The organism is Bradyrhizobium sp. SBR1B, assembly GCF_014198205.1.
Taxonomy (GTDB): Bacteria; Pseudomonadota; Alphaproteobacteria; order Rhizobiales; family Xanthobacteraceae; genus Bradyrhizobium.
Genome location: NZ_JACIHC010000004.1, coordinates 133,935 through 155,903, shown reverse-complemented (window position 1 = coordinate 155,903; position 21,969 = coordinate 133,935). Strand labels below are relative to the sequence as shown.

Sequence of the window (21,969 nt, the reverse complement as noted above, 5' to 3'; positions counted from 1 at the left end):
GCGTCCGGACGTGTTATCGGGAGGATGACGCAGTTGCGAGACCGGATCGGACACTCATGCGCATTACCCTCGTCGGCTCCCGCCATTTCGGCGTGACCACCCTGAACATGCTCCGGGAGCATGGCGTCTCGGTCGTCCGGGTCGTCGTCGCCGATGCCGAGGATCGGCTGGCCGCGTCCGCCAAGGCGGCCGGCATCGAGGTCGCGGTCCAAGCCAATCCGAAGCTGGTGGTGGCCTCCGAGATTGCCCCCGATACCGACCTGATCATCACGGCGCACAGCCACGCCCGGATCGGCAGGGACGCGCTCGCCGCCGCCAAGTTCGGCGGGATCGGCTACCACCCCTCGCTGCTGCCACGCCATCGCGGCAAGGCCGCCGTGGAATGGACCATCAAGGAAGGCGATCCGATTGCCGGCGGCACGATCTATCATCTCGCCGACCGCATGGACGCTGGCGCCATCGCCGCCCAGGATTGGTGCTTCGTCAAGAAGGGCGAGACCGCCCGCGAGCTCTGGGAGCGCGCGCTCGCTCCGCTCGGCCTCAAATTGCTCGCCGACGTGATCGATTATGCCAAGGTCCACAAGGCGCTGCCGTCGAAGACTCAGGACGAGCAGTTCGCGACCTCTGCACCGAGTCTCTCCTGACGTTTACCCTTTACGTGAAGGGGCCTTGATTCCGCTTCGAAAATTGGAGCCGGGACCGCAAATAAACCATTGTTTCCACAGGAACAATTTTCGATTTGGCATTGCAACAAATTTCCGTCACATTTCGTCCGAATAAGCGTCAGCATATCAGACAAATTCAAGGACGGAATTCATGCGTTTTGGTCGCATCGCGGCGTTCTGTGCCGCTGCAGTTTTGACCGGCACCCTCGCCGCTCCCGCCCTCGCCCAGAGCCCCTATGACGGCAACTGGCAGGTCATCATCGTCACCAAGAGCGGCACCTGCGACCCCACCGCAAGCTCCATGCTGACGGTTGCCGACGGCCGGATCACCGCGCCCGGCGCTAACGTTTCCGGCACCATCGGCAGCGGGGGACTTGTGAAAGTTTCGATCAATGGTGCATATGCCAACGGTCAACTCAGCGGCAACGCCGGATCGGGGAAGTGGAATGGAGCATCTGCAGGCATACCGTGCAGCGGGCGGTGGGAAGCATCGCGCCAATAAACCAATTGAGGCTCGCGCCCGGAACCGGCGGCTGCTGATTGCGGCCGCCGTTTTGTTTGCGGCAGGGATCGCCAACACCGAAAGCATGGCCCAGTCGGGCCCCTTCGCCCCGCTGGCGGGTACCTGGAGCGGCGGCGGCGTCGTCACCCTGGACGACGGCTCGACCGAGCGGATCCGCTGCCGGGCCAGATACGCCCCGATCGGACCGACCATGGAGATGTCGCTGACCTGCGCCAGCGACGCCTACAAGTTCAACCTCGGAGCCAACGTCAAGGCTGAAGGCGGCGCGATCGCCGGCAGCTGGTCAGAGGCCAGCCGCAACATCTCTGGCTCGCTTCAGGGCCGCGGTGCCGGCGGAAACTACGAGCTGGTCGCCTCGGCCGCCGGTTTCAATGCCAACCTCTCGCTGAAGACGTCCGGCAACAAGCAGAACGTCTCGATCCGCGCGGATAGCCAATTCCGCGGCGCCAACATCTCGCTGTCGAAGTAAGACCGTAAAGCGACACGGCAGTCGATCCGGCGAGCGCGCCGGGTCGACTTTTTTTATGCGCCGGGCACGAACGCCGTGACCTCGATCTCGACCTTGGCCCGCTCGTCCACGAGGCCACCGATATAGAGCAGCGTCGAAGGCGGGAAATTGCGTCCGAGCGTTTCCTTCCAGGCGGCGCCGATGCCGGCACCGGCTGTTTCATATTCGCTGCGGCTGGTCAGGTACCAGGTCAGGCGGACGATGTGCTCGGGGCCGGCGCCGGCCTCGGCCAGAAGCTTGATGATCCGCTTCAGCGCGGCTCCGACCTGCGCGGCCATGTCGGGCGTGTAATTGCCGGCCTCGTCGCCGCCGGTCTGGCCGGCCAAAACCACCCAGCGGCCAGGGCCTTCCGCCACAATGCCGTGAGAGAAGCCGCGCGGTTTTTTCCATTCGGCCGGCTGCAAGATCTGCATGAGCGGATTTCTCCCATTTTCTGTCGTTGTTCGTTGATGCCTTAGCACGTCGCCCTGCATCGCTGCATCCGCAGATTTGGCCGTTGCAAACGGTGGCGATGTCGTCGATACCGGCCGTCCTTTCACATTCCATCCACCAGCACCCTGCCCCAATGAGCTCGACACCGTCCAAAACGATGGCTGCATTGTGGATGGCCGGCTGGCTGTCGCTGATGCTGGTCATGGCGGTTGCCGGGCGCGAGACCACGCGGGAGCTCAACGTCTTCCAGATCATGGAAGTGCGTTCGGTGATCGGTCTCACGCTGCTCCTGCCGCTCATCTACCGCGCCGGCGGCTTCAAGGCGGTCGCGACCAAACGCCTGCCGCAGCACCTTGCACGCAATGGGGTCCATTATTTCGCGCAGCTCGGCTGGTTCTACGCACTGACGCTGATCGGAATCGGGCAGGTGGTGGCGATCGAGTTCACCATGCCGATCTGGACTGCGGTGCTGGCCGCAACGTTCCTGTCTGAACGCATGACGATCTGGAAGATCGCCGCCGTCGTGCTCGGCATCGTCGGCGTCGTCATGATCGTGCGACCCGCCACCAGCGAGATCAATCCGGGCCAACTGATCGCGCTCGGGGCTGCAATCGGCTTCAGCGTCTCGATGATCCTGGCGAAATCGCTGACTCGGACCGAGAGCGCCTTGTCGATCCTGTTCTGGATGATCATCGTGCAGATGGTCGTGGGCCTGGTGCCGACATTCGCCGTCTGGACCTGGCCGTCAGCCTACCTTTGGGGATGGCTCTTCGTCATCGGTGTCTGCGGCACTTTCTCGCATTATTGCCTTGCCAGCGCGCTCCGACATGCCGATGCGACAATCGTGGTTCCCATGGACTTCCTCCGGGTTCCACTGACTGCGACGGCCGGCTGGCTGCTGTATTCCGAGCGGCTCGACGCCTGGACCGTGCTCGGCGCTGTGCTGATCCTCTGTGGCAATCTGCTGAATTTGAAGCCGGCCTCAGCGGTTCCCGCCCGCGCGCCGTGAACCTCGCGCTGCCTCGCGCGACAAAACAAAGTGGCCGTGTGATTTGGATCACGTTGGGAATCATTTCCATCGTGCACATTCGGCCACACAGCAGCGGGTTGCACGCAACGGACCGCCGTTTCGGTGGCGCGAAGTCGGGCACTTCGTGTAGGTTTGTTGCCAATTCGTTGCTGCCTGCAATTCGATTCTGGGGATTTCAGAATGCGCTATCTCACGCTCCTCGCTTCGCTCATGTGCGTGGCACTGTCGGTCAGTGCCGCGAAGGCGGACCGTCGTGTCGCCTTCGTCGTCGGCAACGGCTCCTACAAGAACGTCGCACAATTGCCGAACCCGCCGATCGATGCCAAGGCGATGGCGGCGACGCTGCGCAATGTCGGCTTCGAGGTGATCGAAGGCTCCAATCTCAGCCGCGACCAGATGACGGAGAAGCTGCTCGACTTCGGGCGCAAGGCGCAGGGCTCCGACATCGCGCTGTTCTATTATGCCGGCCACGGCATCGCCGTCAGCGGCACCAATTACCTGCTGCCGGTCGACGCCGACATCAAGTCGGAGATGGACGTCAAGCTGGGCGCCGCCATCAACATCGATCTGACGCTCGAGCAGACCATGGGCGATGCCAAGGTCAAGCTCGTCTTCCTGGATGCCTGCCGCGACAATCCGTTCGCCGCCAAGATCAAGTCGAACTCCGCGACGCGCAGCGTCAACGTACAGAGCGGTCTTGCCGAGATGAAATCCGGTGAAGGCACTCTCATCGCGTTCGCCACCGGCCCCGGCCAGACCGCGCTCGACGGTCAGGAGGGCAACAACAGCCCGTTCACCCGTGCGCTGATCGACAACATCACCAAGCCCGGCATCGAGATCCAGCAGGCGATGACGTCGGTGCGCGCCCAAGTCAATGAAGAGACCCGCAAGGGTCAGCTGCCCTGGGGCCACACCAACTTGACCGGCTCGGTCTATCTCAACCAGGCTCCGACAACCCAGGTCGCCAACGCGGCGCCGACCGCTTCTGGCATCGTGCCGGCGGCGAGCGGCAGCTCGGACGGCGTCGAGCTCGAATATTGGCGCTCGGTGAAAGAGTCCAACAAGCCGGAAGAGCTCAACGCCTATCTCTCCGCCTATCCGAACGGTCAGTTCAAGGCGCTGGCGCTGGCACGCCTCGCGGCCATCAAGAGCGGCCCGTCGACCGCGACGCGCACCCTCAACGCCGGCGTCGATCCGGCGACCTTTACCGACGAGGCCACCCAGCTCACCGAGGATCAGATCGGCCTCGACAAGACCCAGCGCCGCGACGTGCAGCGTCGCCTCACCGGGCTCGGCTTCGACACCAAGCAGACCGGCGTGTTCAGTGATGAGACCCGGACCGTGCTCAAGCGCTGGCAGGCCGCGCGCGGCTATCCCTCATCGGGTTACCTCAACAAGCACCAGCACAAGGCCCTGATCTCGGAGGTCCAGGCCGCCCCGCCGACCGCGAGCGACAACAGCCAGAAGGCGGCCCGCCGTGCCGCCGCGCCCGCAGGCAGCAGCGCACCGGCACCGGCACCGGCTCCCCAGCGCAGCAATCCCGGCGATGCCGCCGGCGCGGCGTTCGTGGGCGGCGTCGTCGGTGGCATGATGGGCGGCATGTTCCGCCGCTGAGATGCGGTAAGCTTGAAAACACAAAAGCCCGGCTCGCGCCGGGCCTTTTCTTTGGTGCGACGGTGTCGCAGCATGCCCGCCATTGCGAGGTTAGCTACTTCCCCGCGGCCTTGCGCAACGCCTCGTTGATGCGGTCCTGCCAACCCGGTCCGCCCTCCTGGAAAAACTCCAGCACGTCCTGATCGATGCGCAGCGTCACCTGCTCCCTGATTCCCGGCGCCACGTTCGGCTTCGGCGGGGCCGCGGCGACCTTGGCTGTCACCTTCTTGAATGCCGCCTCGGCCTCGGTCCTGGCATCTCCGAGTGTGCGCGGCCGCCTCGGGGGTTGATCCGCCATGTCCTAGATTCCCTCAAACAGCGCTGTCGAAAGATACCGCTCCGAGAAGGACGGCACGATCGCCAGGATGGTCTTTCCCGCCGCTTCCGGCCGCTTGCCGATCTGGATCGCCGCAGCGATCGCCGCGCCCGAGGAGATGCCGCCTGGAATGCCCTCATGCCGCGCCAGCGCGCGCGAGGTCTCGATCGCCGTCGTCGAGTTGATCTTCACGATCTCGTCGATCACGGCGCGGTCGAGGATGTCGGGAACGAAGCCGGCGCCGATGCCCTGGATCTTGTGCGGCGTATGCTGTCCGCCTGACAGCACCGGGCTTTCCTCCGGCTCGACCGCGACGACGCGAAGTGAGGCCTTGCGCGGCTTGAGCACCTGGCCGACGCCGGTGATCGTGCCGCCGGTGCCAACCCCGGCCACGAAGAAATCGATATTGCCGCCGGTGTCGTTCCAGATCTCCTCTGCGGTGGTGCGGCGGTGCACCTCGGGATTGGCGAGGTTCTTGAACTGCTGCGGCATCACCGAGTTCGGCGTCGTCTTCAACAGCTCCTCGGCGGCGGCGATCGCGCCTTTCATGCCCTGCGCCGCCGGCGTCAGCACCAGCTCGGCACCGAGAAAAGCCAGCATCTTGCGCCGCTCGATCGACATCGATTCCGGCATCACCAGCTTGAGGCGGTAGCCGCGTGAAGCCGCCACGAAGGCGAGCGCGATGCCGGTATTGCCGGAGGTCGGCTCGATCAGCACGGTGTCGGGCTTGACGATGCCCGCTTTCTCCATCGCGATGATCATGGCCGCGCCGATGCGGTCCTTCACGCTCGCGGCCGGATTGAAATATTCAAGTTTTGCCAAAATCGTGGCATTCACATCGTGCATGCCGGGCAGCCGGCGCAAGCGCACGGTCGGCGTATTGCCGAAGGCGTCGACGATCGAGTCATAGATCCGGCCCCGGCCGGGTTGGTGCGCTGCACCCGTGGTGGACGATGCGTCCATGATGAACTCCCTGTGACGACACTTGCGCTTCTTACGCAGCTCATGCGCAGTTACGGATAGCCTGCGACGACACGCAAGCGAGAATGCGGCACATGTTAAATACGCTGCATCGCAAAATCGCGTGAGCTTCAATTAGCAGAAAACCAACGCATTTGTGTTGCGACCTCGTCAACTGATTCTGCTTATGTTAGACTTAGGTCTCAAAGCAGGGAGGTCACACGATGTCAGCAGTTGCTGAAGTGATGCCGACCGTAGCGCTAAGGCGTGATCCGCGTTGCAGCGAGTTGCCGACCTGTCCCGTGTGCGCCGACTCCATGGTCGCCGCCGAAGCATCTGCGTATGTGTCGGACCATTTCATCAGCTATCTCTGGACCTGCGACAATTGCGGCTATGGCTTTGTCACCAAGCACGCCGTCAAGCAGCGGATCGTGTGCAACTAGCGTTATTTCCCTAGCGCGGGGCGATATCGCCCCTCGCCCAGTCCGCGCGCGTACGCTGATAGAACTCATCGAATTTTCCATGTGCGATCGCGTCCCGGATGCCCTGCATCAGGAACTGGTAGTAAGCGATATTGATTTCAGACAGCAGCATCGCCCCCAGCGTCTCGCCCGCCTTGACGAGGTGATGCAGATAGGCGCGCGCGCAGTTGCGCGCCGACGGCCATGAGCTCTCCTCATCCAGCGGACGCGGATCGTCGGCGTGGCGGGCATTGCGCAAATTCACCTGGCCGAAGCGGGTGAAGGCGACGCCGTGCCGGCCATTGCGCGTCGGCATCACGCAATCGAACATGTCGATGCCGCGTTTGACGGCTTCGAGGATGTCGTCGGGCGTGCCGACGCCCATCAGATAGCGCGGGCGCTCTTTCGGCAGCAATGGTGCGGTCTCGTCGATCATCGCCAGCATCACCGCCTGCGGCTCGCCGACGGCAAGGCCGCCGATCGCATAGCCGTGGAAACCGGTCGCCACGAGACCTTGCACGCTCTCGTGGCGAAGCTGCGGGACGTCGCCGCCCTGCACGATGCCGAACAGCATGTAGCCGTCGGGCGCGCTCTCGAAGGCGCGCTTGCTTCGCTCGGCCCAGCGCAGCGACAATTGCATCGCACGCTCAATGTCGGCGCGCTCGGCCGGCAGCCGCACGCACTCGTCCATCTGCATGGCGATATCGGAGCCAAGCAAGCGCTGCACTTCGATCGAGCGCTCCGGCGACAGTTCGACCTTGGCACCGTCGATATGCGAACGGAAGGTGACGGCGTTCTCGGTGACCTTCCGCAGGTCCGACAGCGACATCACCTGGAAGCCGCCGGAATCCGTCAGCATCGGCCCGTTCCAGCCGGTGAACTGCTGCAAGCCGCCAAGGGCTGCGATCCGCTCGGCGCTCGGACGCAGCATCAGGTGATAGGTGTTGCCAAGCACGATGTCGGCGCCGGCATCGCGCACCTCGCGCCAGTGCATACCCTTCATGGCGCCAGCGGTGCCGACCGGCATGAAGGCGGGCGTGCGCACCACGCCATGAGGCGTGGTCAGGCGCCCGGTCCGCGCGGCACCATCAGTGCCGAGCAATTCAAAGTGATTGGGAAGATCATGGTCCGGATTCATGGCCGTGCTTATTGCGTGTCGGAGGAAGCCGATCAACCCGCCCAACCCACACAGTGGCCGGTCAGTGCCTCGGACTGGGACATAATCGACGCGAAAACTCGTACCGCCACCCTTGTTAAACAAAACGATACAGTGTAGTTTTATCCTGGGGGCTGGACGAGATGCCGCGGCGAATTTGCCGGCGGCGGTAAATGCGTGATCGCCAGCCACCGACAATGCCCTTCGCTTCCTGCTCGACTGACGTCGCCGGCCGCTCGCATGACTGGATCAGGCAGACAGGCGGCCGCCTGGCCGGATTTCTGGTCCTGGCGTGCAGCCTGGTGCTCGGCACCTGCACCTCGCTGCCCCGGACACCTTATACGGCCGCAGAAGCCAGCACATCGCGCGTGCTCGAGATCGATGGCCTCAGGCGCTACGCCGACGAGCCCATCACGAAATTCAGCTTCGAGAAGGACACCAGCACCGCGACGAAGTCCTATCTGGCGCTCTCCGGCGGCGGCGCCGATGGCGCCTACGGCGTCGGCGTGCTCAACGGCTGGACCGCGGCCAGAACCCGGCCCACCTTCTCCGTCGTCTCGGGCGTGAGCACCGGCGGCCTGATCGCACCGTTTGCATTTCTGGGCTCGCAATACGACGACACGCTGAAGGAGGTCTATACCAGCGGCATCGCCGAGACCCTGTTGAACGATCCCAGCATCATGCGCGTGCTGTTCGGATCCGGCCTGTTCGGCAACACGAGGCTGCGCGAGCTCGTCGCCCGCTATGTCGGGCCGGAGGTCATGGCGCAAGTCGCGCGCGAGAATGCCAAGGGCCGAAAGCTGTTGGTGGTGACGACCGATCTCGACACCCAGCGCACCGCGATCTGGGACATGGGCGAGATCGCCGCGGTCGGCACGCCCGAGGCGCTCAAACTTTTTCGCGACGTGATGGCGGCCTCCGCCAGCATCCCCCTTGTGTTTCCGCCGATCATGATCGACGCCGAGGGTCAGGGCCGCAAGTTTCAGGAGATGCATGTCGACGGCGGCGTGACCGCGCCGGTGCTGACGCTGCCGGAAGCCCTGCTTTTCCAGGGCAACCGCCTGCCCGGCAACGCGAAGATGGACATCTACATCCTCGTCAACAAGAAGATCGAACGCAATTTCGAGCTGGTCTCCAACGGCACCATCGATGTCGCCTCGCGCAGCCTGTCGGCGATCACCCAGTCGCAGACGCGCTCGATCATCTTCTCGACCTATGATTTCGCCAAGCGCAACCGTCTCGGCTTCCACCTCTCCTACATCGCGCGCGAGTATCCGGCGCCGCCTTCGGAAGGGTTCGACACCGCCTATATGCGGGCGCTCTACCAATACGGATATGACAAGGCCGCTGCCGGTCAGGCCTGGAGCTCGACGGTGCCATGAGCTTCCGGAGACGGAACGAGGCCCTGCCGAAACCGTTGACGATACGGCCAATTCGGCCAGATTCGCGATGACGCCTCCCCTCCTGCGCGATATAGAGCGAATGACGAGTGTCAGAAACGCGCAGGAATCATTGGGCATGGGATTGACTGCGACCAGGACGAGACCAGCAGCGCCGCGGCGCGAGGTGCCGAAATCCCGCGGCGGCCGGCCGACGAAGACCGCCGCCATCGAGCGCGACCAGCGGCTGATCGAGGTCGCCACCCGCCTGTTCCTGGACCGCGGCTTCGACGCCACCTCGCTCGACGCGGTCGCGGAAGCGGCCCGGGTCAGCAAGCCCACCGTCTATTCCCGCTACGGAGACAAGCGCGGCCTGTTTGCCGCCGTGCTGAGGCGCGAGATTGCGCGCTGGCTTGCGCCATTGTCGGCCGCCGCCGAGACGCAGCTCTCCAGCGCCTCCGACATCTCGGTCGAGCAGCGCCTGGTGGAGATCGGGCGCGAGATGCTGACATTCACCTGCGGACCCGACGCCGTCGCCTTCAGCCGCATGATGACGTCGCAGGCCATCAACTTCCCCGACGTTGCCAAGCTCGGCAAGGAGGAAGGCTGGATGAAAGCCGTCGCCACCACGGCGCGCTTCTTCGACCGTCTGGTGGCGCAAGGCGCGCTCGACGTCGAGGACACCAACATTGCAGCCGAGGTGTTTCTCGACGTGGTCGTCGGTCACACCCACCGCATGGCGACCTTCGGAACCGCCCTCGAGATGAAGGCCGCCGAAAAGCGCATGCGCGCGGCCATCAAGCTGTTCCTGGCCGGCGCGCTGGGGCCTGCCGACCGCGCCCAGGAGACCAAGGGCAGCACACAGCGCCGCCGCCCCTCCCGCTGACAATTCCGTGAGCGCGCGATCTATCCCCATGGGGGTGAGGCCGACGGCATTGACCAAAATAAAACGATACGGTATGGTTTAGTTATAAGGCGATACGGACCGCTTTTTCACCAGCCCCAAAGAGGTCCGTATCGCTTCGATCGCCGCGGCGGGTACAGCCCGTCACGACGCTCCGCGGCCGACCGATGCCCAAGGTCGGCCGCGTCTTCTTTCGGATGATCAGGCCCGCTCGCCGGCCAGAGGTTTCGAGCATGAAGACAGCTGAACGACATATCTCGCGATTGCTTGCGATCGCCTTCTCCGCACTCCTCCTCGCCGCGCCTGCGCGGGCGATCGTGACCGCGGGTACGCCGACCGCCCTTCACAGCGACACAGATGGTGATGCCGAGGCCGACCGCCAAGCCGTCAGCCGCGAGATCGAGCGCTTCCGCAGCTCGTCGATCTCGATCAGCCAGGCCATGTCGATCGCCGAAGCCCGGCACGCCGGCGCCACCACGGCGGATGTGAGTTTCGACGGGGCCGCCCGCGTGCCGGTGTATCGGGTGAAGACCCTGCACAACGACCGGATCTGGCGCCATACCATCAATGCATCGACCGGCGAGCTCGTCGGCGGCGAAGCCGCCCTCCCCCTCACTGAGCTCGACCACGAGGACCGCGACAACCTCGCAGCGCTCGGTGCGATCAGGCACCGCCTCGCCGATGCCGTCCGCGTCGCCGAACGCGCCGCCTCGGGCAAGGCGATCAGCGGCGGCTTGGTGCGCGAACGCGGCCGACTGAACTTTTCGATCGTCGTCGTCAGCGGCGACGACCTCAAGGAGGTCACCCTTGAGCCGCCGGGCGCCAGGGCGAAATAGCGGGAGTCCGGCCCCGGGCATCGACCGGGGTGAAAAGCCATTGACGGGCGCAAAACTCTCCCGCATAAGTCGCCGCCATGTTCACGACCACCAAACGCACGACCAAAACCACCACGGCCTCAGGGGCCCGGGGAGGCGTGCGCGCGTAGTCGTCGACTAAAACGCATCAGCTCTACGGCAAGCCCCGCCCTCGTTGGTCCGGGGCTTTTTTGTTGCCTAAGTCTCAGCTCAACCGAAATGCAATGGAGGACAAAGTGAGTAACGATCCCGTCGTCGCGATTGTCGGCGTCACCGGTGCAGTGGGCGCCGAATTCATCGCCACCATGGACAAGCGCGGCTTTCGCGTCGGCAAGCTCAAGGCGCTGGCCAGTGCCCGCTCGGCCGGCAAGACAGTGTCGTTCCGCGGCCAGCCGGTCGTGATCGAGGAGCTGACCGAGCGCTCCTTCGAAGGGGTCGATATCGCCCTGTTCTCCGCTGGCGGCAGCATCTCCAAGAAGTTTGCGCCGATCGCAGTGAAGTCCGGCGCGGTCGTGGTCGACAACTCCTCCGCCTTCCGCATGGATCCGAACGTGCCGCTCGTGATCCCCGAGATCAACGCGAACCGCATCCGCGACCACAAGGGCATTATCGCGAACCCGAACTGCGCCGCGATCACCGCGCTGGTGCCGCTGTGGCCGATCCACCAGAAGAACCGCATCAAGCGCGTCATCATCTCGACGTACCAGGCCGCCAGCGGCGCCGGCGCGGCCGCGATGGAGGAACTGGTCGAATCCACCCGCGCCAATCTCAACGGGCAGGTCTATACGCCGAAGGTGATGCCGCACCCCTACGCGTTCAACCTCTTCAACCACAACACTGCCGTCGACCCTGACACCGGCTACAACGACGAAGAGACCAAGGTCATCAAGGAGACCCGCAAGATCTTCGAGGACGAGAGGATCGCGATCGGCGTCACCTGCGTGCGCGTGCCGGTGCTGCGCGCGCATTGCGAGGCCATCACCTTCGAATGCGAGAAGGAGATCACCGAGGACCAGGTCCGCGCCATCATGGCCCGGGCGCCCGGCGTGAAGGTCGTCGACGACCGCGTCAAGAACTACTTCCCGATGCCGATCGACGCCTCGGGTCAGGACGACGTCCTGGTCGGCCGCATCCGCAAGGACCTCAGCGATCCCTCCGGGCATTCGATCTCGATGTTCGTGGCGGCGGATCAGCTCTTGAAGGGTGCGGCGCTCAACGCGGTGCAGATTGCGGAGCTGCTGCCGCAGCGGGTGATGGCGTAACCGGTGTCGTAGGGTAGGTATCGTAGGGTGGGCAAAGGCGCGCAAGCGTCGTGCCCACCGTTCTTCTCCGCATTCAAGAAAGACGTGGGCACGCTTCGCTTTGCCCACCCTACAGCGCCAGCGCTTAGCCGCGCGACCTGAAGAGCAAGCACGCATCGCCATACGAATAGAACCGATACCCGCTCGCAATCGCATGCGCGTAGGCCTGCTTCATCGTCTCCAGCCCCGAAAACGCCGACACCAGCATGAACAGCGTCGATTTCGGCAAATGGAAATTGGTCATCAGGATATCGACCGCGCGAAAGCGATAGCCGGGGGTGATGAAGATCGAGGTCTCGGCCGCGAACGGCTGGATGGTGCCGTCTTCGCTCGCGGCGCTCTCGAGCAAGCGCAATGACGTGGTGCCGACGGCTATGATACGGCCGCCGTTCTTTCGTGCCGCGTTGAGCTGCTCCGCCGTCTCGGCGGAGATCGTGCCCCACTCCGCGTGCATCTTGTGGCCTTCGGTGTCGTCCACCTTCACCGGCAAAAACGTCCCTGCCCCGACATGCAGCGTGACCTGGTTGATGCCGACGCCGCGCGCGCGCAGCGCCTGCTCCAGCGCCGGGGTGAAGTGCAGTCCCGCGGTGGGCGCTGCGACCGCGCCTTCGTTTACAGCGAACATGGTCTGGTAGTCGGCGAGATCCTGATCGTCGGTCGTGCGCTTGGAGGCGATGTAGGGCGGCAGCGGCGGACTGCCGAGATCGGCGATGGCCTGATCCAGCGCCGGGCCGTGGAACGAGAACGACAACGTGACCTCGCCTTCGAGGCCCTTGGCCTCGACCTCGGCATCGAGATGGCCGAGCAGGCAGACCTTGCCTTCATTGCCGAAGCGGATGCGGTCGCCGGCGACAAGCTTCTTCGCGGGCTTTACCAGCGCCTGCCAGCGCGAGCCGTCGAGCCGCTTGATCAGCGTCGCCTCGATTCTGGGCTCGGTCTCGCGGCCGATGCGGCGGCCCTTCAATTGCGCCGCGATCACCTTGGTGTCGTTGACGACGAGCTGGTCGCCCGGTTTCAGCCATTGTGCGAGATCGGCGATGGTCTGGTCGCGCAGCGCGCCGTTCTCGACGACCAGCATCTTCGCGGAGTCGCGCGGGCTCGCCGGGCGCAACGCGATGCGCTCGGCGGGCAGGTCGAAATCGAACAGGTCGGTGCGCATGTCGGGCTCAGCGCCGTGCAGTCACTCCTCATCCTGAGGAGCGCGGAACGCGCGTCTCGAAGGATGAAGGCCCGGCTGCATCAGCTCGGCCTTCATGATTCGCTCGGCGATGCAAAGCATCGTCCGTAGACGGCGCTTCGCGCCTCCTCACCATGAGGGGGAACGCTTACTCAGCGTCAGCCGCCATCCGCGCCTTGACGATCTTGTCGGGGTTCTGCACCGGCTCGCCGCGCTTGATCTTGTCGACGTTCTCCATGCCCTCGGTGACCTTGCCCCACACCGTGTACTGGTTGTCGAGGAAGCGGGCGTCGTCGAAGCAGATGAAGAACTGGCTGTCGCCGGAATCCGGGTTGGCGGCGCGCGCCATCGAGGTGGTGCCGCGCACATGCGGCTCCTTGTTGAACTCGGCCTTCAGCTTCTTGCCCGAGCCGCCGGTGCCGGTGCCCTGCGGGCAGCCGGTCTGCGCCATGAAGCCGTCGATCACGCGGTGGAACACGATTCCGTCGTAGAAGCCCTCCCGGACCAGCTCCTTGATGCGCGCGACATGGCCGGGCGCGAGGTCGGGCCGCATCTCGATGGTGACCGGGCCCTGGGTGGTCTCGAGGATCAGGGTGTTTTCGGTGGCGCTCATGCTCGTCTCTCTTGCGTTGGGGGTGAAGTCTTGTCAGGCGTTTGCGGCTGCGGAACTGGATCGCGAATGGACGTCCCGCGGCGGCACCGGCCATTGCCTCGGTAAATGGCATCGGCGTGCAGCGTTGCAACGCCTCCATCACCGCGATCCGGTATTGCAGCCGGTCATTGTCGGAGGCCTCCGCGGATTCATAGGAGATCCTCGGATGGCCCAGAATGTCGCCGGACCGGTTAAAGCTCACGACGACGGTGATGTCGAGTGGCCTGGCCTTGGCGGCCGGCGGCGGTTTCCAGCAGGTGCGCAGGTGCCGGAAGATATCCTGGATGGTATTGACCTGCCTATCCTCGGCGGCCGCACTGGACACGCCGAGCAACAGCACCGCAGCAACCAGCAGGAGCCTGTCGCCACAGCGTGCCATCGCCTTCTCCTATTTGATGTCGGAGGCGACCTGCACCTTCACCATCTTGTCGGGATCGGTCACGGCGCCGCCGGGGGAGCCGGGAGGAGCCTTCTTCAGCTTGTCGACGACGTCCATGCCCTGCACGACCTCGCCGATCACGGTGTACTGGTTATCGAGGCTGCCGCCGTCGGCGAACATGATGAAGAACTGCGAGTTGGCACTGTCGACGCTGTCGCCGCGCCGGGCCATGCCGACGATGCCGCGGGCGAAATGCACCTTGGAAAATTCCTGCTTCAGGTTCGGATATTTCGATCCGCCGGTACCGTTGAAGTTCTGGCCGTCGCCGGTCTGCGCCATGAAGCCGTCCATGACACGATGGAACGGCACGTTGTTGTAATAGCCCTCGCGCGCGAGCTGCTTGATGCGCTCGGCATGCTGGGGCGCGATATCGGTGCGCAGCTTGATGACGATGCGGCCCTTGGTGGTATCGATGACGATGGCGTTGGCCTTGTCGAGATTGGCCGGCAATTGCTGCGCCACCGCCGGTACCGCGAACAGAAGCGCGGCAAGAACTGCGAGAATTCGGATCATGACAACTCCGGATCAGAGAGAAAGGAAGCGCGCCGTTATGCGGCGAATTTTGCCTTGAGCTGGGCCGCAACCTGCGGCGGGACGAAGGCCGAGACGTCCCCGCCCATGCCGGCGATCTGGCGCACCAAAGTGGCGGTGATCGGGCGAACCATGGGAGAGGCCGGCAGGAAGACCGTATGCACCTCCGGCGCCATCGCCTCGTTCATGCCGGCGAGCTGCATCTCGTAGTCGAGATCGCTGCCGTCACGCAGGCCCCGAATCATGATCGTCGCACCGTGCTTGCGCGCCGCCGTGACCGACAAATCATCAAACGTCACAGCTTCGAGCACGCAGCCGGCCTTGGCGGCCAGCGGCCCGCAGACGTCATGGAGCATCTGCAGCCGCTCCTCGGTCGAGAACAGCGGCTTCTTGCCGGGGTGGACCCCGATCGCAACCACGAGCCGGTCGCACAGGGAGACGCTGTGCCGGACCACGTCCAGATGGCCGTTGGTGATGGGGTCGAAGGAACCGGGATAGAAGGCAATGCGCGGCATAGTCCCCTCCTACCGCGCCCGGCCCGGCCCGGCAAGCCGGGCCGGTTCCCCAGCCATTTTCCGGCGAAATATCCCGCCGGCCCTGTCGGCGATGGCCGGTTTGTTTCGTCCTGAGTGCGACCACGAAACAAAGCGGCGCGGATACGAAACCATTTCCCGTGCCGGCGAAGACGTCCGGAAACTGGCCATGGTTACTAATCCGGCCAACGAATGACGGGCCGCACACTGGGCGTAGGCGGCCGCATCACAGGGGACTGTCAAATGATCAAGACTCTTTCAGCGATCGCTCTGTCTGCGTGTGTCGCCGCCGCCCTGACCCTCCTGCCCGGCTTTGCCCCGAGCGTCGAGGCCAGCGTGCCGCAGCCGCTGGCCAAGAGCGACCGGCTCGATATCCGCGCCATCGGCAAGGACTGCTCGCAGCAGGCCTGGCCGAATTTCGAGGCCTCCTGCCTGCGCAAGGCCGGCACCAAGGCGAATGTCCGCGAGGCTCGCCTCGTGACCGCCAACCGCACCCCGTAGGCCTGTCAGCTTCACGTCACATAATCCCGATGGAGTTTTGCGACGTCTCGTCGCAGACTGCGTTGCTCGCGCCCGCCGGAATGGCCCGTCGGGCGCGATCCTATCGGGGGGTTGCCATTGTCCAGTACGCCCGCTGTCGTTTCCGGCCACCATCCTGATCCGCTACCGCTTGCCATGACCATGGGCGCCCTCGGGGTGGTCTATGGCGATATCGGTACCAGCCCGCTCTATGCCCTGAAGGAAGCCGCCAAGGCGGCTGCCCATGGCGGCACACTCAGTCACGATGCTGTCCTGGGGATTGCCTCGCTGATCCTCTGGGCCCTGCTGCTGATCATCTCCCTGAAATATGCGCTGCTGATCCTGCGCGCGGACAATCGCGGCGAAGGCGGCATTGTCGCCCTGCTGGCGCTGCTGCATGCCCGCCACGCCCAGCCAGGCACATGGCGCGCCCATCTCCTGGTGGCGGGCTCGTCGGCGCTGCGCTGCTCTATGGCGACGGCGCGATCACGCCGGCCATCTCGGTGCTCTCAGCCATCGAGGGCCTCAAGGTCGACGCCCCCTCGCTTGCGCCGGCCGTGGTGCCCGTGACCGTCGCCATCCTGATCGGCCTGTTCATGATGCAGAAGCAGGGCACCGGCTTCATCGGCCGCATCTTCGGGCCGGTGATGCTGGCCTGGTTCGTCGTGCTCGCGGCGCTCGGCATCCACGGCATCGTCAAGGCGCCGGCGGTGCTGGTGGCGCTCAGCCCGCTCTACGCCTTCGACTTCCTGATCCACCAGGATTTCCACATCTCGTTCGGAATTCTCGGCGCGGCCTTTCTCGCGGTGACCGGCGGTGAGGCCATGTATGCCGACATGGGACATTTCGGCCGCCTGCCGATCCGCCTCGCCTGGTTCGCCATCTGCCTGCCCGCGCTGGTGCTGAATTATTTCGGCCAGGCTGCTCTCTTGATCACCGATCCCACGATGATCGAAAATCCGTTCTTCCAGCTCTGCCCCGACGCCCTGCACTATCTGCTGGTCGCATTCTCGACGGTCGCGACCGTGATCGCCTCGCAGGCGATCATCTCCGGCGTGTTCTCGCTGACCCAGCAGTCGATCCAGCTCGGCTTCCTGCCGCGCATGCTGATCCGTCACACCACGAGCCACGCGATCGGCCAGATCTACGTGCCGCTGGTGAACTGGCTGCTTGCAGCTGCGACGCTCGGGGCAGTCCTGAGCTTCGGCACGTCGGACGCGCTTGCCGGCGCCTACGGCATCGCGGTGTCGCTGCTGATGGCGATCACGACGCTGCTCGCCGCGCTGGTCGCGATCCAGTGGGGCTATTCGCCCTGGCTCGTGGTGGCCGTGAACGGCGCCTTCTTCGTCATCGACGTGATCTTCTTCTCGGCCAACTCGATCAAGCTGTTCGAGGGCGGCTGGTTTCCGCTGCTGCTCGCCGGCCTCGTCGCCTTCCTGATGCTGACCTGGCGCGCCGGCGTGAAGCTGGTCGAGGCCGCGAGGGGCCGGCTGCGGCAGCCCGAGGAAGATCTGATCGAGACCGCCGTGAACAAGTGCAGCGCAAGGCTGCCCGGCACCGCCGTGTTCCTGGCCTCCGCACCGCGCGGCGTGCCGCTCGCGCTCACCCAGTTCGTCAGGCACAACCGCGTGCTGCACGAACGCGTGCTGCTGGTCACCGTGCTGATCGAGGAGCTGCCGCACATCGCGGACGAGGACCGCGCCGAGGTGATCGAGATCATTCCCGGCATCACCCGCGTGATCCTGCATTACGGCTTCATGCAGAACCCGACGATCTATGAAGGCCTGAATCTCGTCTGCCGCCAGAGCAAGCTGCCCGGCATCGACCTCTCCGACATCACCTATTATGTCGGCCGCGAGACCATCATTCCCAGCGAGGACATTCCGGGCATGTGGGTCTGGCGCGAAGGCGTGTTCGCCTTCCTCCAGCGCAACGCCGAACGATCGGCCGCGTTCTTCGGCGTGCCGACCAAGCAGGTGGTGGAGTTCGGCACGGAGCTGGAGATTTAGGGCATGGCGCGTAGCCCGGATGGAGCGCAGCGCAATCCGGGACTTTTGAACCTTGCGAGAACCCGGATTTCGCTTTGCTCCATCCAGGATACAAGCCTGACCTTGAAGCCATGACAACCAGTGACGCTCCTTCCTTGAAGCTGAAGCCACGCCTGCCGGTCTCGGCCGATCAGGTGCAAGCGATCATCCGCCGGATATACCCGCAGGCATCGCTGCTCGGCATCACAGAGCTACATGGCGGGGAGATCAGCACCGTGCTCGAGATCGCGCTGGCGGATGCGCGCCCCTGCATCCTCAAGGTCTATCCGGAATCGCTGCAATGGAAGATGGCCAAGGAGGTTTACGTCCTGGGGCTCCTGCGAGACCTCGGCACGTCCATTCCCAAAATCCTGCTTGCCGACGACACGCGATCGGTATCGAGCTGAACTATGTGCTCATGACCAAGTTGGAGGGCGTCGTGCTTGGCCGACGCGCGGCAACGCTGTCGGAGACCGAGCTGTTTGCGATCTACGCCGAGATGGGCGCGACGCTGCGCCGGATCAACGACATCACGCTCGACAGCTTCGGCTATATCGGCCCCAACGGGGTCTGGACGGCCCATCCGAGCAACCAAGCCTACATGTCGGCGCAGTTCGACCGAAAGCTCAGGGAGTTTCTCACACGCGGCGGCGATCCAGCTTTAGCCGCGCGTCTTCGCGACAGCGTCACGGCACGACAGCAACTGTTCGAGGCAGCAATCACCCCTCGACTGTGCCACTACGATTTCCATGCCGGCAATGTGCTGGTGACGTCGCAGGGCGCACCACGCCTGACGGGCATCGTCGACTTCGAGAACGCGACATCGGGCGATCCGTTGATGGATATCGCGAAGGCGCTGTACTATTTCACGCCGAAGGATGCGCCAAAGCGCGACGGATTGCTCGCCGGCTGTGGTCAGATGGGGCGCCCCGACTGGCAGGAGACGCTCGGTCTCTATCGGCTGTACTGCACGCTGGAGCTCTGGTGCTGGATGGCACAGATCGGCAAGCGAGAGGCGCTTGCCGACCTCACGAGCGAGCTTGCGAACGGCGTGTAGAACGGGGCATCACGCCCCGTTCCCGTTCTCGCCATTCCCGCTCTCGGCCTCTTCCGTGATGTGCTCGACCGAGACGACATGCTCGTCCTCGGCGGTGTCGAACACGATCACGCCTTGCGTCGAGCGGCCGGCGATGCGGATGCCTTCGACCGGGCAGCGGATCAGCTGGCCCTTGTCGGTGACCAGCATGATCTGGTCGGCATCTTCCACCGGGAAGGACGCGACCAGATTGCCGTTGCGGTTGTTGACGCTCATGGCGACGATGCCTTTGCCGCCGCGGCCGGTGGTGCGGTACTCGTAGGACAATGTCCGCTTGCCATAACCGTTGACGGAGACGGTGAGCACGACCTGCTCCTGCGCCGACATCTCGGCGTAACGCTCCTGCGCGAGCTGGAAGCTGCCGGAGGTCTCCTCGGCCTCGGCGTCCGCGGCGGCATCTTCGGCCACAGCTTCGCCGGCGACGGCGCGGCGCATCTTCAGGTAGGCCGAGCGCTCGTCCGAGGTGGTCTCGACATGGCGCAGGATCGCCAGCGAGATCACCTTGTCGCCTTCGCCGAGCGCGATTCCGCGCACGCCCATCGAGGTGCGCCCGGTGAACACGCGCACATCGGGGACCGGGAAGCGGATACACTGGCCGCCGGCGGCGGTCAGCAGCACGTCGTCGCGCTCGGTGCAGATCTGCACGTCGACGATCGACTCGCCGTCGTCCAACTTCATGGCGATGATGCCGGAGCGGCGGACGTCGACGAAGTCGGACAGCTTGTTGCGGCGGACATTGCCGCCTGTCGTGGCGAACATCACGTCGAGCTCGCCCCAGGTGGATTCGTCCTCCGGCAGCGGCATGATGGTGGTGATGCGCTCGCCCTGCTCCAGCGGCAGGATGTTAATCAGCGCCTTGCCGCGCGCGTTCGGCGCGGCCATCGGCAGACGCCAGACCTTCTCCTTGTAGACCTGGCCGCGCGAGGAGAAGAACAGAACCGGCGTGTGCGTGGAGGCCACGAACAGGCGCGAGACGAAATCCTCGTCGCGGGTCTGCATGCCGGCGCGGCCCTTGCCGCCGCGGCGCTGCGCCCGGTAGGCCGACAGCGGCACACGCTTGACGTAGCCGGCGTGGGACACCGTGACGACCATGTCCTCGCGCTGGATCAGGTCCTCGTCCTCGACCTCGCCTTCCTGCTCGATGATGACGGTGCGCCGCGGGGTGGCGAACTCGGCCTTCACCTCGGCAAGCTCGGTCTTGATGATGCCCAGCACGCGCTCGCGCGAGCGCAGGATGTCGAGATAATCGGCAATCTCGCCGGCAAGCTTGTCGAGCTCGTCGCGGATTTCGTCGCGGCCGAGTGCGGTGAGGCGCTGAAGGCGCAGGTCGAGAATGGCCCTCGCCTGCTCCATCGACAGCCGGATCGTGCCGTCCGCGCTGATGCGGTGACGGGGATCGTCGATCAGGGTCAGCATGTCCTCGACGTCCCGGGCCGGCCAGTCGCGCGACATCAGCGTGTCGCGCGCGGTGGTCGGGTCCGGCGAGGTCCGGATCACGCGGATCATCTCGTCGATATTGGCAACCGCGATCGCCAGACCGACCAAAATATGGGCGCGGTCGCGCGCCTTGGCGAGCAGGTACTTGGTGCGCCGCGTGACGACCCGCTCACGGAAGTCGACGAAGATCGCGAGCAGGTCCTTCAGATGCATGATCCGCGGACGGCCGCTGTCGAGCGCCACCATGTTGACGCCGAAGCTGGTCTGCAGCGGCGTGAAACGGTACAGCTGGTTCAGCACCACATCCGGCACGGCGTCGCGCTTCAATTCGATGACGACGCGGTAGCCTTCGCGATCCGATTCATCGCGCAGGTCGCCGATGCCCTCGATCTTCTTTTCCTTCACCAGCTCGGCGATGCGCTCGACCATCGTCGCCTTGTTCACCTGGTAGGGAATCTCGGTGATGATGAGCGCCTCACGCTCCTTGCGGATGGTCTCGATCGCGACCTTGCCGCGCATGACGATCGAGCCGCGGCCGAGGTGATAGGCGGAGCGGATGCCCTGCCGTCCGAGAATGACGCCGCCGGTCGGGAAATCCGGTCCGGGCACGATGTTGATGAGCTCGTCGATGGTGAGCGCGGGGTTGTCGATCAGCGCGACGCAGGCGTCGATGACCTCGCCTAGATTGTGCGGCGGGATATTGGTCGCCATGCCGACCGCGATGCCGCCGGCGCCGTTGACGAGAAGGTTCGGGAACTTGGCCGGCAAGACCGACGGCTCGGTCTCGTTGTTGTCGTAGTTCGGCTGGAAGTCGACAGTGTCCTTGTCGATGTCGGCCAGCAGGGCCAGCGCGGCCTTGGTCAGGCGCGCTTCGGTGTAACGATAGGCAGCCGGGGGATCGCCGTCGACCGAGCCGAAATTGCCCTGGCCGTCGATCAACGGCACGCGCATCGAGAAGTCCTGCGCCATGCGGACCATGGCGTCGTAAATCGACTGGTCGCCGTGCGGGTGATACTTACCGATGACGTCACCGACCACGCGGGCGGATTTGACGTACTTCTTGTCGGGCGTGTGCCCCTGCTCGTTCATCGAGAACAGGATGCGGCGGTGCACCGGCTTCAGACCGTCCCGGGCATCAGGCAGCGCCCGCGCCACGATCACGCTCATGGCGTAGTCGAGATAGGACTTCTTCATCTCCTCGAAGATGGAGACGGGGCGAATATCCGAGGGTTGCCCCGGCTGGTCGCCGGGCTTGTCGTCGTCGTCAGCCAAGGGGAAATCCGGTGAGGTTTTATCTGGGAATCATATAGCGCATCGAGACCCTGATAACCACCCTCGCAGGCTTCAGGGAAGCGCTTTTTCCGCTTATTTTTCCAATAACTTACGGCCTTAAGGGGAGCGTCTCGGAGGGACCGG

The 21,969-nt window shown here is 64.5% G+C and carries 22 protein-coding genes and 2 pseudogenes; 14 read left to right on the top strand and 10 right to left on the bottom strand.

The genetic code is table 11. The features are described 5' to 3' along the window. The first annotated feature begins 56 nt into the window (after positions 1-56). From GGD61_RS12470 to GGD61_RS12460, 3 genes are all read left to right on the top strand, one after another. The gene (locus GGD61_RS12470) at positions 57-644 is read left to right on the top strand and encodes a formyltransferase family protein (RefSeq protein WP_018317936.1); all 588 of its coding nucleotides are present in this window, start codon (positions 57-59) and stop codon (positions 642-644) included. Between the two features lie 172 nt (positions 645-816). Further along, entirely contained in the window at positions 817-1,167 is a 351-nt protein-coding gene (locus GGD61_RS12465) for a hypothetical protein (RefSeq protein ID WP_183230748.1), read from the top strand. Further along, positions 1,112-1,657, top strand: a complete 546-nt coding sequence (locus GGD61_RS12460; protein ID WP_177237166.1) for a hypothetical protein — start codon at positions 1,112-1,114, stop codon at positions 1,655-1,657. The genes GGD61_RS12465 and GGD61_RS12460 overlap by 56 nt, the downstream gene beginning before the upstream one ends. Before the next feature lie 53 nt (positions 1,658-1,710). Here GGD61_RS12460 and GGD61_RS12455 read toward each other — a convergent pair whose 3' ends face one another. Then, the gene (locus GGD61_RS12455) at positions 1,711-2,109 is read right to left on the bottom strand and encodes a RidA family protein (RefSeq protein ID WP_092257946.1); all 399 of its coding nucleotides are present in this window, start codon (positions 2,107-2,109) and stop codon (positions 1,711-1,713) included. A gap of 152 nt (positions 2,110-2,261) precedes the next feature. Here GGD61_RS12455 and GGD61_RS12450 point away from each other — a divergent pair, with 152 nt between their 5' ends. Next, a complete protein-coding gene (locus GGD61_RS12450) occupies positions 2,262-3,137 on the top strand; it encodes a DMT family transporter (protein ID WP_092257943.1) in 876 nt (291 codons plus the stop codon). A gap of 201 nt (positions 3,138-3,338) precedes the next feature. Continuing rightward, positions 3,339-4,772 (top strand): caspase family protein, encoded by a 1,434-nt coding sequence (locus GGD61_RS12445; RefSeq protein WP_018317931.1) that lies wholly within the window; start codon positions 3,339-3,341, stop codon positions 4,770-4,772. Positions 4,773-4,866: 94 nt separating this feature from the next. Here the strand turns inward: GGD61_RS12445 and GGD61_RS12440 are convergent, their stop codons facing one another. After that, entirely contained in the window at positions 4,867-5,109 is a 243-nt protein-coding gene (locus GGD61_RS12440; protein WP_092257940.1) for a BrnA antitoxin family protein, read from the bottom strand. A 3-nt stretch (positions 5,110-5,112) separates the two neighbouring features. Then, positions 5,113-6,090 carry a cysteine synthase A gene (cysK, locus tag GGD61_RS12435; RefSeq protein ID WP_018317929.1) on the bottom strand — a complete coding sequence of 326 codons (978 nt, stop codon included), beginning with the start codon at positions 6,088-6,090 and terminating at the stop codon, positions 5,113-5,115. Positions 6,091-6,311: 221 nt separating this feature from the next. Here cysK and GGD61_RS12430 point away from each other — a divergent pair, with 221 nt between their 5' ends. Continuing rightward, positions 6,312-6,530 carry a hypothetical protein gene (locus GGD61_RS12430; protein WP_018317928.1) on the top strand — a complete coding sequence of 73 codons (219 nt, stop codon included), beginning with the start codon at positions 6,312-6,314 and terminating at the stop codon, positions 6,528-6,530. 10 nt (positions 6,531-6,540) lie between these two features. Here the strand turns inward: GGD61_RS12430 and tgt are convergent, their stop codons facing one another. Next, a complete protein-coding gene (gene tgt / locus GGD61_RS12425) occupies positions 6,541-7,686 on the bottom strand; it encodes a tRNA guanosine(34) transglycosylase Tgt (protein ID WP_092257937.1) in 1,146 nt (381 codons plus the stop codon). A 215-nt stretch (positions 7,687-7,901) separates the two neighbouring features. Here tgt and GGD61_RS12420 point away from each other — a divergent pair, with 215 nt between their 5' ends. The 4 genes from GGD61_RS12420 (at position 7,902) to GGD61_RS12405 (ending at position 12,103) form a co-directional block, all read left to right on the top strand. Continuing rightward, the gene (locus tag GGD61_RS12420) at positions 7,902-9,086 is read left to right on the top strand and encodes a patatin-like phospholipase family protein (protein WP_409362464.1); all 1,185 of its coding nucleotides are present in this window, start codon (positions 7,902-7,904) and stop codon (positions 9,084-9,086) included. Positions 9,087-9,222: 136 nt separating this feature from the next. Then, positions 9,223-9,969, top strand: a complete 747-nt coding sequence (locus tag GGD61_RS12415; RefSeq protein ID WP_177237165.1) for a TetR/AcrR family transcriptional regulator — start codon at positions 9,223-9,225, stop codon at positions 9,967-9,969. A gap of 251 nt (positions 9,970-10,220) precedes the next feature. After that, positions 10,221-10,823: a PepSY domain-containing protein gene (locus tag GGD61_RS12410; RefSeq protein WP_177237199.1), complete on the top strand. Its 603-nt coding sequence runs from the start codon at positions 10,221-10,223 to the stop codon at positions 10,821-10,823. A gap of 242 nt (positions 10,824-11,065) precedes the next feature. After that, positions 11,066-12,103, top strand: a complete 1,038-nt coding sequence (locus GGD61_RS12405; RefSeq protein WP_092257926.1) for an aspartate-semialdehyde dehydrogenase — start codon at positions 11,066-11,068, stop codon at positions 12,101-12,103. 124 nt (positions 12,104-12,227) lie between these two features. Here GGD61_RS12405 and queA read toward each other — a convergent pair whose 3' ends face one another. The 5 genes and pseudogenes from queA to coaD all read right to left on the bottom strand — a co-directional run bounded on the left by queA (position 12,228) and on the right by coaD (position 15,456). Continuing rightward, a complete protein-coding gene (gene queA / locus GGD61_RS12400; RefSeq protein WP_092257923.1) occupies positions 12,228-13,301 on the bottom strand; it encodes a tRNA preQ1(34) S-adenosylmethionine ribosyltransferase-isomerase QueA in 1,074 nt (357 codons plus the stop codon). Positions 13,302-13,467: 166 nt separating this feature from the next. Next, on the bottom strand, positions 13,468-13,932 hold the full coding sequence (locus tag GGD61_RS12395) for a peptidylprolyl isomerase (protein ID WP_018317921.1): 465 nt from the start codon (positions 13,930-13,932) through the stop codon (positions 13,468-13,470). Further along, positions 13,929-14,350, bottom strand: a pseudogene (locus GGD61_RS40470) (hypothetical protein). The gene GGD61_RS12395 and the pseudogene GGD61_RS40470 overlap by 4 nt, the downstream one beginning before the upstream one ends. A 9-nt stretch (positions 14,351-14,359) precedes the next feature. Next, a complete protein-coding gene (locus GGD61_RS12390; protein WP_092257917.1) occupies positions 14,360-14,923 on the bottom strand; it encodes a peptidylprolyl isomerase in 564 nt (187 codons plus the stop codon). A 35-nt stretch (positions 14,924-14,958) separates the two neighbouring features. Further along, on the bottom strand, positions 14,959-15,456 hold the full coding sequence (gene coaD / locus GGD61_RS12385) for a pantetheine-phosphate adenylyltransferase (protein ID WP_018317918.1): 498 nt from the start codon (positions 15,454-15,456) through the stop codon (positions 14,959-14,961). Between the two features lie 261 nt (positions 15,457-15,717). Here coaD and GGD61_RS12380 point away from each other — a divergent pair, with 261 nt between their 5' ends. The 4 genes and pseudogenes from GGD61_RS12380 (at position 15,718) to GGD61_RS12370 (ending at position 19,077) form a co-directional block, all read left to right on the top strand. Beyond that, on the top strand, positions 15,718-15,975 hold the full coding sequence (locus tag GGD61_RS12380) for a hypothetical protein (protein ID WP_092257914.1): 258 nt from the start codon (positions 15,718-15,720) through the stop codon (positions 15,973-15,975). Between the two features lie 174 nt (positions 15,976-16,149). After that, positions 16,150-18,002: pseudogene (locus GGD61_RS12375) on the top strand (potassium transporter Kup). Positions 18,003-18,112: 110 nt separating this feature from the next. Further along, positions 18,113-18,427 (top strand): hypothetical protein, encoded by a 315-nt coding sequence (locus GGD61_RS40465; protein WP_244550680.1) that lies wholly within the window; start codon positions 18,113-18,115, stop codon positions 18,425-18,427. Between the two features lie 11 nt (positions 18,428-18,438). After that, positions 18,439-19,077 (top strand): phosphotransferase family protein, encoded by a 639-nt coding sequence (locus GGD61_RS12370; RefSeq protein ID WP_244550679.1) that lies wholly within the window; start codon positions 18,439-18,441, stop codon positions 19,075-19,077. A 9-nt stretch (positions 19,078-19,086) separates the two neighbouring features. Here the strand turns inward: GGD61_RS12370 and gyrA are convergent, their stop codons facing one another. After that, positions 19,087-21,825: a DNA gyrase subunit A gene (gene gyrA, locus GGD61_RS12365; protein WP_092257908.1), complete on the bottom strand. Its 2,739-nt coding sequence runs from the start codon at positions 21,823-21,825 to the stop codon at positions 19,087-19,089. Between the last annotated feature and the right edge of the window lie 144 nt (positions 21,826-21,969).

Excerpts from the sequence above, each read along its gene's own strand:
- GGD61_RS12470 (WP_018317936.1), top strand. The coding sequence starts at position 57 with ATGCGCATTACCCTCGTCGGCTCCCGCCATTTCGGCGTGACCACCCTG.
- GGD61_RS12465 (WP_183230748.1), top strand. The coding sequence starts at position 817 with ATGCGTTTTGGTCGCATCGCGGCGTTCTGTGCCGCTGCAGTTTTGACC.
- GGD61_RS12460 (WP_177237166.1), top strand. The coding sequence starts at position 1,112 with ATGGAGCATCTGCAGGCATACCGTGCAGCGGGCGGTGGGAAGCATCGC.
- GGD61_RS12455 (WP_092257946.1), bottom strand. The coding sequence starts at position 2,109 with ATGCAGATCTTGCAGCCGGCCGAATGGAAAAAACCGCGCGGCTTCTCT.
- GGD61_RS12450 (WP_092257943.1), top strand. The coding sequence starts at position 2,262 with ATGAGCTCGACACCGTCCAAAACGATGGCTGCATTGTGGATGGCCGGC.
- GGD61_RS12445 (WP_018317931.1), top strand. The coding sequence starts at position 3,339 with ATGCGCTATCTCACGCTCCTCGCTTCGCTCATGTGCGTGGCACTGTCG.
- GGD61_RS12440 (WP_092257940.1), bottom strand. The coding sequence starts at position 5,109 with ATGGCGGATCAACCCCCGAGGCGGCCGCGCACACTCGGAGATGCCAGG.
- cysK (WP_018317929.1), bottom strand. The coding sequence starts at position 6,090 with ATGGACGCATCGTCCACCACGGGTGCAGCGCACCAACCCGGCCGGGGC.
- GGD61_RS12430 (WP_018317928.1), top strand. The coding sequence starts at position 6,312 with ATGTCAGCAGTTGCTGAAGTGATGCCGACCGTAGCGCTAAGGCGTGAT.
- tgt (WP_092257937.1), bottom strand. The coding sequence starts at position 7,686 with ATGAATCCGGACCATGATCTTCCCAATCACTTTGAATTGCTCGGCACT.
- GGD61_RS12420 (WP_409362464.1), top strand. The coding sequence starts at position 7,902 with ATGCCCTTCGCTTCCTGCTCGACTGACGTCGCCGGCCGCTCGCATGAC.
- GGD61_RS12415 (WP_177237165.1), top strand. The coding sequence starts at position 9,223 with ATGGGATTGACTGCGACCAGGACGAGACCAGCAGCGCCGCGGCGCGAG.
- GGD61_RS12410 (WP_177237199.1), top strand. The coding sequence starts at position 10,221 with ATGAAGACAGCTGAACGACATATCTCGCGATTGCTTGCGATCGCCTTC.
- GGD61_RS12405 (WP_092257926.1), top strand. The coding sequence starts at position 11,066 with ATGGAGGACAAAGTGAGTAACGATCCCGTCGTCGCGATTGTCGGCGTC.
- queA (WP_092257923.1), bottom strand. The coding sequence starts at position 13,301 with ATGCGCACCGACCTGTTCGATTTCGACCTGCCCGCCGAGCGCATCGCG.
- GGD61_RS12395 (WP_018317921.1), bottom strand. The coding sequence starts at position 13,932 with ATGAGCGCCACCGAAAACACCCTGATCCTCGAGACCACCCAGGGCCCG.
- GGD61_RS12390 (WP_092257917.1), bottom strand. The coding sequence starts at position 14,923 with ATGATCCGAATTCTCGCAGTTCTTGCCGCGCTTCTGTTCGCGGTACCG.
- coaD (WP_018317918.1), bottom strand. The coding sequence starts at position 15,456 with ATGCCGCGCATTGCCTTCTATCCCGGTTCCTTCGACCCCATCACCAAC.
- GGD61_RS12380 (WP_092257914.1), top strand. The coding sequence starts at position 15,718 with ATGATCAAGACTCTTTCAGCGATCGCTCTGTCTGCGTGTGTCGCCGCC.
- GGD61_RS40465 (WP_244550680.1), top strand. The coding sequence starts at position 18,113 with ATGACAACCAGTGACGCTCCTTCCTTGAAGCTGAAGCCACGCCTGCCG.
- GGD61_RS12370 (WP_244550679.1), top strand. The coding sequence starts at position 18,439 with ATGACCAAGTTGGAGGGCGTCGTGCTTGGCCGACGCGCGGCAACGCTG.